The organism is Xanthomonas sp. fls2-241-TYG-148 (assembly GCF_030208815.1).
In the GTDB taxonomy this organism is placed as follows: Bacteria; Pseudomonadota; Gammaproteobacteria; order Xanthomonadales; family Xanthomonadaceae; genus Xanthomonas; species Xanthomonas campestris.
Genome location: NZ_JARVTE010000001.1, coordinates 585,600 through 602,380 on the forward strand (window position 1 = coordinate 585,600; position 16,781 = coordinate 602,380).

The window sequence follows — 16,781 nt, forward strand, 5'->3', positions numbered from 1 at the left end:
GATGACGCTGCTTGCCGCCGCCATCGGTCTGCAGAACGCTGCAGCCGCCGATCTGGCAGATGTGGCGTCCCTGCCGCATCCTGCACCGCAGACCGGTGTCTTGGCCGCGCAGACCTTGTATCTGGATGTCAGCGTCAACCAGGCCGATCGCGGCCTGGCGCCGTTCGAACTGGTGGATGGAAATTTGCGTGCGTCGGTGCAGACCTTGCGCAAACTCGGTTTCATCCTGGCCGATCAAGCGCCCGAGGCGCTGGTCGACCTGGACCGCATGCCCGACGTCGAAGTGCGTTACGACGCCGCCCTGCAGCGGCTGGCCCTGCAGGTCCCGCTGGCGCAACTCTCGCTGTCCACGACGGTGTTGAAGAGCGAAGAAGTCGCGCCGCCCAGTGCCACTGCCTCGCCGGGCGCGCTGCTCAACTACGACCTGTATGCCAACCGCAACGCGGGGGCCAGCAGCGTCTCGCTGGCCACCGAACTACGTGGCTTCGGTCTGGGTCGGGGCATGGTCGAAAGCACGGCCGTGTTCCAGACCTACAGCCGCGCGCAAGACCACGGCTGGCGGGGCGAAGCCGTACGCCTGGACAGCGCCTGGCAGATGGATTTCCCCGACACCGCCACCAGCCTGCGGGTGGGCGATTTCTATAGCGGCTTCGTCGACTGGAGCCGGTCGATCCGCCTGGGCGGCATCCAGATCGGCCGCAACTACGCCCTGCAGCCGTATCGCGTACTGACCCCGACGCCCAGCTTTCTTGGCGAGGCAGCAGTGCCGTCGACCGTGGAGCTGTACGTCGATGGCCTGCGCCAATACAGCGGCCAGGTCCCGGCCGGCCCGTTCCAGCTCGCCGCACAGCCCGGCATCAGCGGCACCGGCCAGGCGCAGATCGTGGTGACCGATGCGTTCGGCCGCGTGCGCCGGCTGGATTTCGCGTTCTACGGCACCCCGCAGCTGCTGGCGCGCGGCATCTCCGAGTGGTCGGCCGGCATCGGCCACCTGCGTCGCGATTACGGCGTGCGCTCGTTTTCTTACGACAGCCGGCCGGTTGCCAGCGCCAGCCTGCGCAAGGGCGTGCGCGAGGATTTCACCATCGAGGCGCATGCCGAAGCCGGCGGCAGCCTGGTCAATGCCGGTGCCGGCGGCATCTGGTTGCTCGGTGTCGGCGGCGTGTTCAACGTGGCCTACGCGCACAGCCAGATGGGCGGCTTGCGCGGCGGCCAATACGTGCTGGGCTACGCCTGGAACAACCGCCGCTTCAATCTCAACTTCGCCACCCAGCGCACCCATGGCGACTATCGCGACCTGGGCGCCCTGCAGGGCAGCTTGCCGGCGAGCGTCAGCGACCGCGCGGTGTTCGGCGTCAACGTCAACCCGCTCGGCTCGCTCGGCACCAGCTACGTCCGGCTGAGCTATCCGCAGGGCGAAACCTCGCGCTACGCCAGCGTGTTCTGGTCGCGCAGCTTCGGCCGCAACTGGGCCGCCAACCTGTCCGGCAACCAGAACCTGGATCTGCGCCGCGACCGCAGCCTGTATCTGTCGCTCTCCACCACCTTCGGCGGGATCCGCCAGGCCAGCGCTTCGATGCAGCGCAACGGCAACCGCACCGGCTTTGTGGCCGATGTCAGCCAACCGCTGCCGGGTGACGGCGACCTGGGCGGCGTGGGCTGGCGCCTGCAGGCACGCGCCGGCGACGACGCCAGCGGCGGGCTGGCGGAACTGGGCTGGTTGAACCGCATCGGCCGCTACAGCCTGGGCGCTGCCACGCAAGACGGCGACACCTTCGGCTATGCCAGCGCCAGCGGCAGCCTGGTCTGGATGAACGGGCGCGGTTTCGCCGCGCGTGACGTGCAGGATGCCTTCGCCGTGGTCTCCACCGATGGCCAGCCGGGCATCCCGGTGCGCCTGGAAAACCGCCTGATCGGCGTGACCGACGCCAAGGGCATGTTGCTGGTGACCCCGCTGCAATCGTGGCAACGCAATCAGCTGTCGATCGATACGCTGGCATTGCCTGCCAACCTGCGTGTGGACCGGGTCGACACCACGGTGACTCCGCGCCAGCAATCCGGCGTGGCGGTGCGCTTCGGCATTACGCCCGTGCGCGCAGCCATGATCGTGCTGCATGACGCGCAAGGTGTGCCGTTGCCGGTCGGCAGCGTGGTATGGCGCGAGGGCGATGCCGAACGCGTGGTGGTCGGGTACGACGGCGAAACCTATCTGGACAATCTGCAGCAGGAGAACCGCATCCTGGTCGACCTGCCCGACGGCCGCTGCAGCGCGCAGTTCACCTACCCGGCCAATCCCACCGACATCCCGCGCGTCGGCCCGCTGCCGTGCATCGCCGAGCCGGCGCCATGAGCCTGCCGGGCCTGGGCCGTTTGTTATTTGCGCTGGCGATTGCCACGCTGTGGCTGGCCCCAAGCCAGCGCGCGCACGCGGACACAAACTGCACCGTCACGCTCGGCACGCCACTGGCGTTTGGCAACGTGGCCGCCAACGGCACCACCGACGCGGTGGCAACGCTCAACGTGTCCTGTGCAACCGCCGCGCTCAGCGTCCTGGGCTATGCGCACGTGAGCCTGTGCCTGGATCTGGGCCCGGGCAGCGCCAGTGCCGGACTGTATACGCCGCGCCGCATGCTCAACCCCACCAGCGACAGCCTGGATTTCCAGATCTACTCCGAGGCGACCCGTACCCAGGTCTGGGGGGCCACTGGCTCGACGACGCCCTCGCCGCGCGTACTGACACTTTCGTACGGGGTACCGCTGATCACCGGCGGCTCGCAGACCACGTCGGTCACGCTGTACGGCCGCATTCCAGCCAATCAGACCCTGTCGGTGGGCAACCACACCAGCACCTTCAGTGGCGCCGACACCGTGCTGCGGTATGCCTATACCGAAAGCATCATCGGCGTTCCGCCGGCGCCCAGCAGTTGCACGGCCGGCGGCAGCGGCGCCAAGACCGCCAGCAACGCCTTCCCGTTCACTGCCTCGGCCAACGTGCCGGCCCGCTGCAATACCTACGTCACCACCGACCTGGACTTCGGCACCATTGCCGGCAGCATTACCAGCGACATCGACCGCACCTCTACCGTCAGCCTGTCGTGCACCAACCGGACCGCCTGGAACATCGGCCTGGGCGACGGAGTGAATGCCAGCGGCAGCACCCGCCGAATGCGCCAGGCCAGCAGCAGCAACTACATCACCTACGAGCTCTACCGCGATGCGGCGCGCAGCAACCGCTGGGGCACCACCATCGGCACCGACACCCTGAATGGCACCGGCAACGGCGTCGCCCAGACGGTCACCGTCTATGGGCGTGCGCCGTCGCCACAGCTACCGGCCGCTGGCGCCTATACCGATACGGTGACCGTCTCGATCACTTACTGATGGTTAATTAAGTTCGCACCGGGCACGTCGTTATTGGCTACGTCTCCAATGCAAACGATTGCCTTCATGACGCCGTTCAACCTTCTGAAGTGCTCTGCATTACTTGCGCTGGCCTGCGCCGCCTCCCCTGTCGAGGCGGCCGGCACCAGCCAAGGACTGGAAAATTCCACCCTGCATATCGGCTTGCGCGTGCTCAGCGGCTGCGAACTGCGCACCTCGCCGGCACGCGCCAACTGCTCCAAGGGCACCCCGGCGGCGATTGCCCCGGCCACCAGTGCCGCGCCCGACACCGCTGCTACTGCCGCCAGCGCAACCGGCCAGGTCGCCAGCGCCTTGGCCGGCCCGGCGCCGACCGGTGCTGCCCGCATCACCACGGTGGCTTTCTGAAATGGCCGGCGCCTGGCCACTAACGCGCTGGCTTGCCATGGTTCTGGCCGCTGGCATGCTCCTGTTCACGTCCGCCCCGGCCCTTGCCGCCGAGATCACAATCGCGCCGACCACTGCACGCATCCCCGCCGATGCCGACCAAGCCACCGTGTGGCTGTACAACCAGGCCGGCAAAACGTGGCGTGCAGAGGCAAAGCTGTATCGCTGGCGTCAGGACGGCGAGCGCGAGGTGCTTGAACCGGCCATCACTGCCACCGTCAGCCCCAGCCAGTTTGAAATTCCCAGCCAGGGCCGCCAGCTGCTGCGGGTAATCCGGCTCGGCCCCAGCCCGGCCACCACCGAAGACAGCTATCGCTTGGTAGTGACACAGCAGGTGAGCGCCGAGGAGCCCGAACTGCTGCGCTATTCCATTCCCGTCTTCACCCTGCCCAGCCAGGCCAGTGAGGCGAAACCGAAGCTGCACGCTCACTTACTCCAGTCCGACACCGAAAGGGCATTGACGCTGCACAATGCCGGCATCGGCCACGCCCGCCTGGCCGACCTGGCCTACATCGATGCCAGCGGCACCCGGCTGAACATCCGCAACGACCTGGCCGGCTACATCCTGCCCGGGCAGACCCGACGCTGGACGCTGCCGGCCAGCCTGCCCTCCGGCAAGGGCCGCTTCGTGGCCCGTATCAATGGCGACACCGAGAGCACCCTGGTGCTGGAGCCATGATCCGGCGCTGCACGCACCGCGGCCCCTGAGTCAGATTGCATCGCCCTGCCCCGGCGGCTATACTCCGCCGGCTGTTTTGCGTTTCATGCGCAGCGCGCCGTCCACGTCGGACGTCATCGACGAATTCACACCTGCCGCCGCCATCCGTGCCGGGGTGCCCCGCAAGGGGTTCGTCACGGAGGCGACAGGGAAGCCCAACCCCGGAATTACGTGCGTCCCCGCAAGGGCTCGCACAGTCATGCGCAGGTTTTCAAACCACAGCCGCGCACGGCAATTCCGCTATCAGGAGTTTTTTCAATGCCTCAGGTCACCATGCGTCAGATGCTGGAAGCCGGCGTCCATTTCGGCCACCAGACCCGCTACTGGAATCCCAAGATGGCGCCGTACATCTTCGGCGCGCGCGGCAAGATCCACATTATCAACCTCGAGAAGACCGTTCCGCTCTTCAATGACGCGATGAACTTCCTCTCCTCGATCGCGCAGAAGCGCGGCACCGTGCTGTTCCTCGGTACCAAGCGCAGCGCGCGCGAGTCCATCAAGGAAGAAGCCGAGCGTTGCAACATGCCGTTCATGACCCAGCGCTGGCTGGGCGGCACGCTGACCAACTTCCGCACCGTGAAGCAGTCGGTTGCCCGCCTGAAGGAACTGGAAGCCGCTGAAACCGACGGCACCTTCGAAAAGCTGGTCAAGCACGAAGTGCTGGGCCTGCGTCGCGAACGCGAGAAGCTGGACGCGTCGCTGGGCGGCATCAAGGAAATGAACCGTCTGCCCGACGCGATCTTCGTGATCGATATCGGCCATGAAGACATCGCCATCAAGGAAGCCAAGAAGCTCGGCATCCCGGTGATCGCCGTGGTCGATACCAACTACGATCCGGCCCTGGTCGATTACGCCATCCCGGGCAACGACGACGCCATCCGCGCCGTGCAGCTGTACGCACGCGCCGCTGCCGATGCCGTGCTGGAAGGCAAGGCGGCTGCGCCGAACTCGGCGTCGGTTCGCGAAGAAGAGTTCTCGGCTGAAGCCAGCGACGAAGGCAAGGGCCGTCGCGCTCCGGCCAAGAAGGCCACCGAGAAGAAGGCCGACGCACCGGCCGCTGCACCTGCGGCACCGGCTGCCGAGTAATCGGCATGCAATGCGGCCGCACCATGCTGTGCGGCCGCAGCCCCGACGGGACCCTCGCGTCCCGTCGCTCGGGCCATTGAAGACACCCACGGGGGCGGCCAGTACGCTGCACCGTCTCCTCATTGGCGGAACACTTCCGCCGCACGTATTCGTCCATACGAGGTAATTCCATGGAAATCACTGCTTCCCTGGTTAAAGAACTGCGCGAGCGCACCGGCGCCGGCATGATGGAGTGCAAGAAGGCACTCGTCGAAAACGCAGGCGACATCGACGCCGCGGCCGAATGGCTGCGCAAGTCGGGTCTGGCCAAGGCTGACAAGAAGGCCGACCGCGTTGCCGCCGAAGGCCGCATCGCCACCGCACAGGCTGGCGGCAAGGCCGTGCTGGTCGAAGTCAACTCCGAGACCGACTTCGTCGCCAAGGACGAGAACTTCCTGGCCTTCACCGACGTCGTCGCCACCGCTGCGCTGAACTCCGACGCGGCCGATGCCGACGCCCTGAAGAGCGTCAAGCTGGACAGCGGCGAGACCATCGAAGAGCGTCGCGCTGCGGTCATCGCCAAGGTCGGCGAGAACCTGCAGGTACGTCGCCTGGTCCGCATCGACAGCGCCAACAACGTCGCGGCCTACGTGCACGGCGGCCGCATCGGCGTGCTGGTCGAGCTCAAGGGCGGCGACGCCGAGCTGGCCCGTGGCATCGCGATGCACATCGCTGCGATGAACCCGCCGCACGTCAAGGCCTCCGACGTCCCGGCCGAGTTCGTTGCCAAGGAAAAGGAAATCGAGCTGGCCAAGATGTCTGAGAAGGACAAGGCCAAGCCGGCCGAAATCCTGGAAAAGATCATCAGCGGCAAGATCAGCAAGATCGTCAACGAAGTCACCCTGTACGGCCAGCCGTATGTGCTGAACACCGACCAGACCGTCGAGCAGGCGGTCAAGGCCGCCGGCGCCGAGGTGATCGGCTTCCAGCGTCTGGCCGTTGGCGAAGGCATCGAGAAGGTGGTGGAAGACTACGCCGCCGAAGTGATGAAGCAGGCCGGACTGGCCTGATTCACCACGTTCGATTACGAAAAAAGCCGCGGCATGCCGCGGCTTTTTTTTTGCACGCAATGCGCGCTGGCGCAGTGCTGTTTGCCGCCAGGCCGCCTGCATGCGCGGTGTACGCAACCGGCCACATCGCTACAGATGCGCCTGCCGCTGCCGCTAAAAACGAGATGCCGACCAGGCTTTCCAGCGCCCATTGCGCCTGCGTTGCAGCGCGGCGACTGCACTGCGTGGCGTGCCCAACTCAACGACCGCGGCTGTATGCTTGCGATCACTGTCGGCGATGAACCATGCAACCAGACCTCCAGGCCGCCCTGCACTACTGCCGCAACCTGCCCTCCCCGCCGGGCGTGGCGCTGCGCATCATCGAGCTGGCGCAAGACCCCGACGTCGACATGACCACCACGGCCAACGTCATCGGCATGGACATGGCATTGAGCGCACGCATGTTGCGCGTGGCCAATTCACCGCTGTACGCCAGCCGGCGCCGCATCGACAACCTGGGCCAGGCACTGACCATGCTCGGCCTCAATGCAACCTTGAGCCTGGCGCTGGGCTTTTCGATGGTCCACGGTGTGCGCAGCACGTTCAAAACGCATCCGCTGCACGAGCGCATCTGGCGCCGCGCCGGCCTGTGCGCGCTGGCCAGCCGCATCCTTGGCCAGGCCTATGGCATCCGCAAGCCGGAAGAGCTGATGCTGGCCGGCCTGCTGCAGGACATCGGCAAGCTGGCGCTGCTGCAGGGCACGCCGGAGGTGTACGCCCCACTGCTGGAGCAGGCACCCGATAACGCCGCCCTGCTGGACGCCGAACGCGAGCATTTGGGCGCCACGCATGCCGAGGTCGGCGCCTGGCTGGCGCATCAATGGCAGCTGCCGCCGTACTTGCAGAACGCCATCGCCCAGAGCGAAGAAGAGCCCGCAAGCCTGGAACCCTTCATGGCCTGCGTGGCGCTGTCCGGGCGGCTGGCCGATATCTGGCTCTCGGCCAGTGCGGTCGCCGCCACCGAGCGCGCGCAACAGCAGGCGCAGGATGTGCTGGAGCTCGATGCCGAGCGCTTTGAAAAGGTGATCGAGCGCATTGCCGAATCGCTGCCCGAACTCGAAGCCCTGTTCGATATCCGTGTGCCGCAGCCCGAGCACATCCAGCTGATCTTCGAACAGGCACGCGAGCTGGCCATGCTGCGCAGCCTGCGCGAGCTGCAGGACGTGGCCGAGGCACGCCGGCATGCCGACGAATCGGAAAACCGCATGCGCCACCTGGCCGAACAGGCCAGCCGCGATGCACTGACCGGCGTGTTCAACCGCCACCAGCTCGGCACCGCGCTCGCGCATGAGTTCGAACTGGCCACCCGGCAGGCGTGGCCGCTGTCGATCGCCTTCATCGACCTGGACGACTTCAAGCGCGTCAACGATGCGCATGGCCACCTGGTCGGCGACGAGGTGCTGCGCAACTTCGCGCAGACCCTGCAGCGCATGGTGCGTACCAGCGACCTGGTGGCGCGCTACGGCGGCGAAGAATTCCTGGTGATCCTGCCCAACACCACCGCCGAGGCCGCACTGATGGTGATCGAGCGCATCCTGGCCGAAACCGCACGCACACCGATGGCGCAATTGCCCGGCGGGCCGCTGCACATCACGTTTTCTGCGGGATTGGCCACGCACGGTGGCGGCGACCGCCAATTCGAAAGCATCGAGCATCTGTTGCAGGCCGCCGACACCACGCTGTATCGCTCCAAGCATCGCGGCCGCAACCGCGTCACCGCCTACGATGCGACCGAGGTGCCGGCGCAACCGACACCACGCGCGCACTGAGCAACACGGCACGCATCGCGCAACAAAGGAATTTTTACCACGCCCGGTGACAGGCTTCCGCTAGAATTGCCGGCGTTTGCCGATCCCCCACCCCCGAGGCCTCCCCCCATGTCTGAACTTTCCTATCGCCGCATCCTTCTCAAACTTTCCGGGGAGGCGCTGATGGGGGATGGGGATTACGGCATCGACCCCAAGGTCATCAATCGCCTCGCGCATGAAGTGATCGAAGCCCAGCAGGCCGGCGCGCAGGTCGCGCTGGTGATCGGCGGCGGCAACATCTTCCGCGGTGCCGGCCTGGCTGCCAGCGGCATGGACCGCGTCACCGGCGACCACATGGGCATGCTGGCCACCGTGATCAACGCGCTGGCCATGCAGGACGCGCTGGAAAAGCTCGGCGCCAAGGTGCGCGTGATGAGTGCGATCAAGATCAACGACGTCTGCGAAGACTTCATCCGCCGCCGCGCGATCCGGCACCTGGAAAAGGGCCGCATCGCGATCTTCGCCGCCGGCACCGGCAACCCGTTCTTCACCACGGACTCGGGCGCCGCGCTGCGTGCGATCGAGATCGGCGCCGATCTGCTGCTGAAGGCGACCAAGGTCGACGGCGTGTACGACAAGGACCCGAAGAAGCACAGCGATGCCGTGCGTTACGACAGCCTGACCTACGACGAAGTGATCATGCAGGGCCTGGAGGTGATGGACACCGCCGCCTTCGCACTGGCCCGCGACAGCGACCTGCCGCTGCGCATCTTCGGCATGAGCGAGCCCGGCGTGCTGCTGCGCATCCTGCACGGCGCGCAGATCGGCACGCTGGTACAGGGCCGCAGCTGAGCGACACGGTCGGGCCCGGCTGAGACGCCGGAGCTCGCCAGACAGTGACCACACAGCCGCCTCCGGGCGGCTGTGCTGCATTTCCACCATGCAACGTGGCCATGCCCCGCCCGGCCGCGCCGCGTGTCCCCATGAATCCCGGCGGGCCGCTGCCGGGCTTTTTGCTGCGCTGCGCCGGCTGTCGGCGCCGCTGGCGGCTATAATCGATCAATTACGATTCACCAGGACGTTCGGCGATGCTCAACCAGATCAAACAAGACGCGCAGACGCGCATGACCAAGAGCATCGATGCTCTGCGCCATTCCCTGACCACCGTGCGCACCGGCCGCGCCTCGCCGGCGCTGCTGGACAACATCAAGGTCAAGGCCTACGGCACCGACACCCCCCTCAACCAGGTCGCCAGCATCAGCGTCTCTGAAGGCCGCTCGCTGGTCATCAGCCTGTTCGACAAGGGCATGATCAAGGACGTCGAGAAGGCGATCTATGCCTCCGACCTGGGTCTGACCCCGACCGTGGTCGGCACCGTGATCCGCCTGAACCTGCCGCCGCTCACCGAAGAGCGCCGCAAGGAGTTGAGCAAGTCGGTGCATGGCGAAGGCGAAGACGCCAAGGTCGCCATCCGCAACATCCGGCGCGATGCCAACCAGCAGGTCAAGGATCTGCTCAAGGACAAGCAGGTCACCGAGGACGAAGCGCGCGGCGCCGAAGACGACATCCAGAAGCTCACCGACAAGGCCATCAAGGACGTGGATGAGGTCGTCAAGGGCAAGGAACAGGAATTGATGACGGTCTGACCGTGGCGTCCACTGCCATGCATTCGGAGCCCTCCGCTGCCGCGGTGCCGCGCCACATTGCCATCATCATGGATGGCAACGGACGCTGGGCGCAGCGTCGGCGGCGTCCGCGCGTGATCGGCCACCGTGCCGGCGCGCGGGCGGTCAACCGCACCATCGATTTCTGTCTCGACAAGGGCGTGTCGGCACTGACCTTGTTCGCGTTTTCCAGCGAAAACTGGGGCCGCCCGCAGGACGAAGTCGACGCACTGATGAAGCTGTTTCTGCATGCACTCGATCGTGAGGTCGAAGAGTTGCAGCGGCGTGGCGTGCAGGTGCGTTTCATTGGCGACCGCAGCCGCTTTGCCGCGCCACTGCGCGACCGCATGGCCGGTGCCGAGCGCATCACCGCGGCTAACACGCGGCTGGTGCTGAGCATCGCCGCCAGCTATGGCGGCCGCCAGGACATCGCCATGGCCGCGCGCGCGCTGGCGGTCGAGGTCGCGGCGGGCCGGTTGCAGCCGGAGCAGATCGACGAAGCCTTGCTGGCCAGCCGGGTCGCGCTGGCCGATCTGCCGGCGCCGGACCTGTTCATCCGCACCGGCGGCGACACCCGGATCAGCAATTTCCTGTTGTGGCAGCTCGCCTACACCGAGCTGTGGTTCACCGAAACCCTGTGGCCGGAGTTCGACGCCGGCGTGCTGCAACAGGCTCTGGACGACTATGCCGGGCGAGAACGCCGCTTCGGCCTGACCAGCGCCCAGATCGCCGAGAAGGCGACGGAGACGTCTTCCGCATGACCCAGACCCGTGTGATTGCCGCGCTGATCATGGCGCCGCTCGCCATCTGCGCGATCGTGCTGCTGCCCACCCAGTGGCTGGCGGCGCTGGCGGCGATCCTGTTCCTGACCGGGCTGTGGGAGTGGCTCAAGCTCTCCGGCATCGACGACAGCCTGCCGCGCACCGTGCTGCTGATGCTCAACCTGCTGCTGATGGTGTTGATGGTCTGGGCATCGGTCGGCTCGATGGTGCTGTTCCAGATCGCTGCCCTGGTGGGCGTTGGCTGGTGGCTGGTGGCGCTGCTGTGGCTGCGGTTCTTCAACTTCGGCGCCGATCACGGCAATGGCCAGGCACGCGCGCTCAAGCTGGCCGCCGGCACGCTGGCGGTCCTGCCGGCCTGGGCCGCGCTGGTGCTGCTGCACGCCAATCCCGACAAGGGCAACCTGTGGCTGCTAACCGCCCTGACCATGGTCTGGGCGGCTGATTCGGGCGCGTATTTCGCCGGGCGGCGGTTCGGCAAGCACAAACTGGCGCCGCGGATCAGCCCCAACAAGACCATCGAAGGCCTGCTGGGCGGGCTGGTCGCTGGTATTGCCGTGGCCTGCGCCTTCGGCTGGCTGGCCGGGCTGACCCTGGCGCATGTGCCGCAGCTGGTGCTGGTGGCCGCCGTCGCGGTGCTGGCCTCGGTGCTGGGCGATCTGTTCGAAAGCCTGCTCAAGCGGCATGCCGGCGCCAAGGATTCGGGCACGGTGATTCCCGGCCACGGCGGCGTACTGGATCGGATCGACGGCGTGCTCGCCGCGCTGCCGGTGTTCGCGCTCGGCAAGGAAATTCTCGGATTCTAGGCATGTCAGGTTCTTCTCTTCGTCGGGTCGCCGTGTTTGGCGCGACCGGCTCCATCGGTGCCTCGGCACTGGACGTGATTGCCCGGCATCCGGAGCGGCTGCGTGCCAGCGTGCTGTCGGCCGGCAGCAAGGTCGATGCGCTGCTGGCGTTGTGCGTGCAGCACCGCCCCGCCCATGCGGTGATCGCCGACGCCACCTTGTATCCGGCATTGCGCGATGGCCTGCGCGCCGCCGGCCTGACCACCCAGGCGCACGCCGGTGATCAAGCGCTGGATGCGCTGGCGGCCAGCGATGCCTGCGACACCGTGGTGGCGGCGATCGTCGGCGCCGCCGGCTTGTCGTCCACCCTGGCGGCCGCGGCCGCCGGCAAGCGCCTGTTGCTGGCCAACAAGGAATCCCTGGTGCTGGCCGGCGAGCTACTGACCCGCACCGCCGCGGCGGCCGGCGCGGAGATCATCCCGATCGACAGCGAGCACAGTGCGATCTTTCAGTGCCTGCGCTCCTGCGACGCCAGCCGCGGGGTGCGGCGGGTGATCCTGACCGCCTCCGGCGGGCCGTTCCGCGGCCGCCAGCGTGCGCAATTGGCCGAAGTGACGCCCGCCCAAGCGGTGGCGCACCCGAAATGGTCGATGGGGCCGAAGATCTCGGTCGACTCGGCCACGCTGATGAACAAGGGCCTGGAAGTGATCGAGGCGCACCATCTGTTCGGCCTGCCCGGCGAGCAGATCGACGTGCTGGTGCACCCGCAGAGCCTGGTGCATTCGTTGGTGGAATTCGTCGACGGCTCCACCTTGGCCCAGCTCGGGCTACCGGACATGCGCACCACCCTGGCGGTCGGCCTCGCCTGGCCGGAGCGCGTCGAGTCCGGCGTCGGCGGCCTGGATCTGCTGCAGCAAGGCCGGCTGGACTTCGAAGCTCCGGACACCGAGGCGTTCCCGTGCCTGCGCCTGGCCTGGGACGCCTTGCGCGCCGGCGGCACCGCGCCGGCGATCCTGAACGCAGCCAACGAAGTGGCTGTTTCAGCGTTTCTTCAGGGCAAGGTGGGTTTCCTAGCCATCCCTGCGTTGGTCGAACACACGCTGACAACGCTTCAGCGGCAGAATGCCGATACCCTGAATACTCTCCTTTTCGCCGATGCCGAAGCACGGCGAACCACTGAACGCGCCCTCGCCCATCATTCCCTTCATGCCTGATCGAACCACGCTGCCGAGTTGCATCCATGGGTGATTTCATCGGTTCGGTCTGGTGGATGATCGTCAGCCTGGGCGTGTTGGTGACCTTCCACGAATTCGGGCACTTCTGGGTCGCGCGCCGCTGCGGCGTCAAGGTGCTGCGCTTTTCGGTCGGTTTCGGCAAGCCGCTGTGGATGCGCCGCGACCGCCACGGCACTGAGTTCGCGATCGCCGCAATCCCGCTGGGCGGCTACGTGAAGATGCTCGACGAACGCGAAGGCGAGGTGCACCCCGCCGAGCGTGAGCAGGCCTTCAACCGCAAGACGGTGTGGCAGCGCATCGCGATCGTGGCCGCCGGGCCGATCGCCAACCTGCTGCTGTGCATGGTCATGCTGTGGGCGATGTTTGTGATCGGCAAACAGGATTACTCGGCCACCGTCGGCCGCGCCGATGGGCTGGCCGCGGCCGCCGGGCTGGTGCCGGGCGAGCGCATCGTGCGCATCGACGGTCGCAGCGTCAGCAGCTGGAGCGATGCCAGCATGCAGTTGACCACCGCGGCCATGGACCGTCGCGACGTGCAGATGCTGACCGCAGCGGAGGAAGGCGGCAACAGCGAGCACACGCTGCGCCTGTCGCAGCTGCCGGCGGGGTTCGACGAGCGCCGCGTGGCCACGCTGGCCGGCATCGGCTGGCAGTTCATGCTGCAACCGCCGGTGGTGGACAAGGTGGTCGCCGGCTCGGCGGCCGACGGCGTCCTGAAGCCGGGCGACCGGATCGTAGCCATCGACGGCCAGCCGATCCGCTCGGCCGGCGAAGTGCCCGCCCAGCTCCAGGCGCTGGGCACGCAGGGCGGCACCGGCATGATCGAGGTCGCGCGCGAGGACGACCGGCTGGCGCTGGAAATTGCCCCGCGCAGGTCGCCCGAAGGCCAGTGGATGCTGGGTGTGGGGTTTGCGGCCACCGCAGCGCCGGCCTACGACAGCCGCCAGCAGTACGGGGTGTTTGCCGCGGTACCCGCCGCGATCCGCGAAACCGGCAAGATGACCGCCGATTCGCTGGGCATGATGAAGCGCATGCTGACCGGCCAGGCCTCGGTGAAGAACATTTCCGGCCCGGTCACCATCGCCCGCGCCGCCAACGCCTCGGCCGAACGCGGCGTGGACTGGTTCCTGTATTTCCTGGGCCTGCTCTCGCTCAGCCTGGCCATCATCAACCTGATGCCCATCCCAATCTTGGACGGTGGGCACCTGCTGTATTACCTTATTGAGTTGGTCAAGGGCAGCCCGATCAGCGAACGGGCCATGATCGCCGGGCAATATGTCGGCCTCGCGGTCCTGGCAGGCTTGATGGGTCTGGCGTTCTACAACGACATCCTCGGCCTGGTTCCACGATGAAGCTGCTCCACTCTTTCCGCCTGTTGTCGTCGTCATACGCCGGCACCCAGCAACACCCGCAATCGACTCCAACCGGATGTGACATGACGCGTCTTCCCACTCGCCGCCTGCTTGCCCTCGCTCTTGCCGCCGGCCTCAGCCTGCCAGCCGCCGCAGCCCTGGCCGCCGAGCCGTTCGTCGCCAGCGACATCCGCGTGGACGGCCTGCAGCGCATTGCATCCGGCACTGTGTTCACCTACCTGCCGGTGAACCGTGGCGATACCGTGGACGATGGCAAGGTCGCCGACTCGATCCGCGCGCTGTACCGCACCGGCTTCTTCGAAGACGTGCAGCTGGATCGCCAGGGCAACATCCTGGTCATCACGGTCAAGGAACGCCCGGCGATCAACAAGCTCACCGTGACCGGCAACAAGGACATCAAGTCCGAAGAGCTGCTCAAGGGCCTGGGCGACATCGGCCTGACCGAAGGCGGCACTTTCGACCGTCTGAGCCTGGACCGCGTGACCCAGGAGTTGACCCGCCAGTACAACAACCGCGGCAAGTACAACGTCGAGATCACCCCGACGGTCAGCCCGCTGGACCGCAACCGCGTCGATGTGGCCATCGCGATCAAGGAAGGCAAGGCGGCCAAGATCCGCCACGTCAACCTGATTGGTACGGAAAAGTTCGCCAACGAAGACATCCTGGAAAACTGGGAATCCAAGGAGCACAACTGGGCTTCGTGGTACCGCCGCGACGATCAGTACTCCAAGGAAAAGATGTCCGGCGACCTGGAGAAGCTCAACTCCTGGTACCTGGACCGTGGCTATGTCGACTTCAGCATCGACTCCACCCAGGTATCGATCAGCCCGGACAAGCGCGACATGTTCGTTAGCGCCGGCGTGACCGAGGGTGAGCAGTACAAGATTTCCGAGATCAAGGTCACCGGCGACACTGTATTGCCGCAGGCAGACATCGAGCGCCTGGTGATCCCCAAGGCCGGCGACATCTTCTCGCGCGCCTTGCTGGAGTACACCTCCGATGCCATCACCAACACGCTGAGCAACGTCGGCTACGCCTTTGCCAAGGTCAACCCGATCCCCACGCCGAACCGCGAAGACCGCACCGTTGCAGTGAACCTGCAGGTCGTGCCGGGGCCGCGCGTGTCGGTGCGCCGCATCCTCTACAAGGGCAACAGCCGCACCTCCGACGAGGTCTTGCGCCGCGAAATGCGCCAGTTCGAGAACACCTGGTACTCGCAGGCCGCGATCGACCGTTCCAAGATCCGTCTGCAGCGCCTGGGCTACTTCGAGAGCGTGGACGTGGAAACCCCCGCAGTGCCGGGCAGCAACGACCAGGTGGACGTGGTCTACAACGTCAAGGAAACCACCTCCGGCAGCTTCGTGTTCGGCCTGGGCTATTCGCAGAGCTTCGGTGTGACCACCTCGGTGCAGTTGTCGCAGAACAACTTCCTGGGCGGCGGTAACCGCGTGGCAGTGGAAGCCTCGCGCAGCACCTTCCAGCAGCGCTATGCGTTCTCGTACACGAATCCGTTCTTTACCGATGACGGCGTGTCGCTGGGCTACAACCTGTCGTGGCGCGAACTCGATTACTCGGACTTCAACACCGCGCAGTACAACAGCACCAACGGCTCGGCGCAGGTGGTGTTCGGTGTGCCGATCACCGAAAACGACACCGTCTCGGCGATGATCGGTATCGACAGCAATCAGATCACCACCTTTGGCGGTTCCACGCCGCAGGCGATCGTCGACTACATCGACGCGATCGGCACGCGCACCTTCCACGCCTGGCGCACCGAGTTGGGCTGGGCGCGCGATACCCGCAATGACTTCTTCATGCCAACCCGCGGCATGTACCAGCGTGTTGGTCTGGAAACCACCCTGCCCGGCTCCACGGTCGAGTACTACAAGCTCAACTACCAGATCTCCAATTACTGGCCGATCATTCCGGCGATCGTGTTGAACACGCGCTTCGAGCTGGGTTACGGCGACAGCTACGGCAACGACAGCTCGCGCGTGGTCACCAATCCGGATGGTTCCAGCCGCACGATCACCGCCTCGGGCCTGCCGTTCTACGAGAACTTCTACGCCGGCGGTACCAACTCGGTGCGTGGCTTCGAGGACAACACACTGGGACCGCGTTCGGAGCCGACCTTGTCGTATTCGCGCGGCCAGCCGCTCGGTGGCTCGTTCAAGACCGTGGGCTCGGTGGAAATGTATTTCCCGAAGCTGTTCGACAGCCCGTCGGCACGCATCTCGGCGTTCTTCGACTTCGGTAACGTCTATAACGGCGTGGACAACTTCAAGGCCAACGAGCTGCGCGCCTCTACCGGTGTGGCGCTCTTGTGGCGTGCACCGGTCGGCCCCATTTCGATCAGCTATGCGTTCCCGCTGAAGAAGGAAGACAACGACGAAGTCGAGCGCTTGCAGTTCACCTTCGGCGGCCAGTTCTAAGTAGGACGCAGCAAAACAATGGCGGCCCGACTACTCGGGCCGCCATTGTTTGTTTACACCAGGTCT

At 66.1% G+C, this 16,781-nt stretch carries 14 protein-coding genes; all 14 read left to right on the forward strand.

Annotated elements, in window-relative coordinates; genetic code table 11:
• Position 1 precedes the first annotated feature (1 nt).
• Positions 2 to 2,350 (forward strand): fimbria/pilus outer membrane usher protein, encoded by a 2,349-nt coding sequence (locus tag QRM60_RS02675; protein ID WP_285445557.1) that lies wholly within the window; start codon positions 2 to 4, stop codon positions 2,348 to 2,350.
• Positions 2,347 to 3,381 (forward strand): spore coat U domain-containing protein, encoded by a 1,035-nt coding sequence (locus QRM60_RS02680; protein ID WP_161961883.1) that lies wholly within the window; start codon positions 2,347 to 2,349, stop codon positions 3,379 to 3,381. The genes QRM60_RS02675 and QRM60_RS02680 overlap by 4 nt, the downstream gene beginning before the upstream one ends.
• 48 nt (positions 3,382 to 3,429) lie before the next feature.
• Complete coding sequence (locus tag QRM60_RS02685) at positions 3,430 to 3,768, forward strand: hypothetical protein (protein ID WP_285445558.1); 339 nt, start codon at positions 3,430 to 3,432, stop codon at positions 3,766 to 3,768.
• A gap of 37 nt (positions 3,769 to 3,805) precedes the next feature.
• Positions 3,806 to 4,486: a fimbria/pilus periplasmic chaperone gene (locus QRM60_RS02690; protein WP_285445559.1), complete on the forward strand. Its 681-nt coding sequence runs from the start codon at positions 3,806 to 3,808 to the stop codon at positions 4,484 to 4,486.
• A gap of 297 nt (positions 4,487 to 4,783) precedes the next feature.
• Entirely contained in the window at positions 4,784 to 5,611 is an 828-nt protein-coding gene (gene rpsB / locus QRM60_RS02695; protein ID WP_115530088.1) for a 30S ribosomal protein S2, read from the forward strand.
• 170 nt (positions 5,612 to 5,781) lie between these two features.
• On the forward strand, positions 5,782 to 6,660 hold the full coding sequence (tsf, locus tag QRM60_RS02700; RefSeq protein WP_115530087.1) for a translation elongation factor Ts: 879 nt from the start codon (positions 5,782 to 5,784) through the stop codon (positions 6,658 to 6,660).
• 284 nt (positions 6,661 to 6,944) lie between these two features.
• Positions 6,945 to 8,468 carry a GGDEF domain-containing protein gene (locus QRM60_RS02705; protein ID WP_285445560.1) on the forward strand — a complete coding sequence of 508 codons (1,524 nt, stop codon included), beginning with the start codon at positions 6,945 to 6,947 and terminating at the stop codon, positions 8,466 to 8,468.
• A gap of 108 nt (positions 8,469 to 8,576) precedes the next feature.
• Positions 8,577 to 9,299 (forward strand): UMP kinase, encoded by a 723-nt coding sequence (pyrH, locus tag QRM60_RS02710; RefSeq protein WP_011036563.1) that lies wholly within the window; start codon positions 8,577 to 8,579, stop codon positions 9,297 to 9,299.
• A 236-nt stretch (positions 9,300 to 9,535) separates the two neighbouring features.
• Positions 9,536 to 10,093 carry a ribosome recycling factor gene (gene frr, locus QRM60_RS02715; protein ID WP_011036562.1) on the forward strand — a complete coding sequence of 186 codons (558 nt, stop codon included), beginning with the start codon at positions 9,536 to 9,538 and terminating at the stop codon, positions 10,091 to 10,093.
• A 17-nt stretch (positions 10,094 to 10,110) separates the two neighbouring features.
• Positions 10,111 to 10,872 (forward strand): polyprenyl diphosphate synthase, encoded by a 762-nt coding sequence (gene uppS / locus QRM60_RS02720; protein ID WP_042598688.1) that lies wholly within the window; start codon positions 10,111 to 10,113, stop codon positions 10,870 to 10,872.
• The gene (locus QRM60_RS02725; RefSeq protein WP_011036560.1) at positions 10,869 to 11,696 is read left to right on the forward strand and encodes a phosphatidate cytidylyltransferase; all 828 of its coding nucleotides are present in this window, start codon (positions 10,869 to 10,871) and stop codon (positions 11,694 to 11,696) included. The genes uppS and QRM60_RS02725 overlap by 4 nt, the downstream gene beginning before the upstream one ends.
• A gap of 2 nt (positions 11,697 to 11,698) precedes the next feature.
• Entirely contained in the window at positions 11,699 to 12,889 is a 1,191-nt protein-coding gene (locus QRM60_RS02730) for a 1-deoxy-D-xylulose-5-phosphate reductoisomerase (RefSeq protein ID WP_119959939.1), read from the forward strand.
• 26 nt (positions 12,890 to 12,915) lie between these two features.
• On the forward strand, positions 12,916 to 14,262 hold the full coding sequence (gene rseP, locus QRM60_RS02735; protein WP_285445561.1) for an RIP metalloprotease RseP: 1,347 nt from the start codon (positions 12,916 to 12,918) through the stop codon (positions 14,260 to 14,262).
• Positions 14,263 to 14,345: 83 nt separating this feature from the next.
• A complete protein-coding gene (gene bamA, locus QRM60_RS02740) occupies positions 14,346 to 16,715 on the forward strand; it encodes an outer membrane protein assembly factor BamA (RefSeq protein ID WP_161962618.1) in 2,370 nt (789 codons plus the stop codon).
• Positions 16,716 to 16,781: the final 66 nt, after the last annotated feature.

What these genes read in the sequence shown, in the direction of transcription:
- QRM60_RS02675 (WP_285445557.1), top strand. Translation starts at nt 2, where the DNA reads ATGACGCTGCTTGCCGCCGCCATCGGTCTGCAGAACGCTGCAGCCGCC.
- QRM60_RS02680 (WP_161961883.1), top strand. Translation starts at nt 2,347, where the DNA reads ATGAGCCTGCCGGGCCTGGGCCGTTTGTTATTTGCGCTGGCGATTGCC.
- QRM60_RS02685 (WP_285445558.1), top strand. Translation starts at nt 3,430, where the DNA reads ATGCAAACGATTGCCTTCATGACGCCGTTCAACCTTCTGAAGTGCTCT.
- QRM60_RS02690 (WP_285445559.1), top strand. Translation starts at nt 3,806, where the DNA reads ATGGTTCTGGCCGCTGGCATGCTCCTGTTCACGTCCGCCCCGGCCCTT.
- rpsB (WP_115530088.1), top strand. Translation starts at nt 4,784, where the DNA reads ATGCCTCAGGTCACCATGCGTCAGATGCTGGAAGCCGGCGTCCATTTC.
- tsf (WP_115530087.1), top strand. Translation starts at nt 5,782, where the DNA reads ATGGAAATCACTGCTTCCCTGGTTAAAGAACTGCGCGAGCGCACCGGC.
- QRM60_RS02705 (WP_285445560.1), top strand. Translation starts at nt 6,945, where the DNA reads ATGCAACCAGACCTCCAGGCCGCCCTGCACTACTGCCGCAACCTGCCC.
- pyrH (WP_011036563.1), top strand. Translation starts at nt 8,577, where the DNA reads ATGTCTGAACTTTCCTATCGCCGCATCCTTCTCAAACTTTCCGGGGAG.
- frr (WP_011036562.1), top strand. Translation starts at nt 9,536, where the DNA reads ATGCTCAACCAGATCAAACAAGACGCGCAGACGCGCATGACCAAGAGC.
- uppS (WP_042598688.1), top strand. Translation starts at nt 10,111, where the DNA reads ATGCATTCGGAGCCCTCCGCTGCCGCGGTGCCGCGCCACATTGCCATC.
- QRM60_RS02725 (WP_011036560.1), top strand. Translation starts at nt 10,869, where the DNA reads ATGACCCAGACCCGTGTGATTGCCGCGCTGATCATGGCGCCGCTCGCC.
- QRM60_RS02730 (WP_119959939.1), top strand. Translation starts at nt 11,699, where the DNA reads ATGTCAGGTTCTTCTCTTCGTCGGGTCGCCGTGTTTGGCGCGACCGGC.
- rseP (WP_285445561.1), top strand. Translation starts at nt 12,916, where the DNA reads ATGGGTGATTTCATCGGTTCGGTCTGGTGGATGATCGTCAGCCTGGGC.
- bamA (WP_161962618.1), top strand. Translation starts at nt 14,346, where the DNA reads ATGACGCGTCTTCCCACTCGCCGCCTGCTTGCCCTCGCTCTTGCCGCC.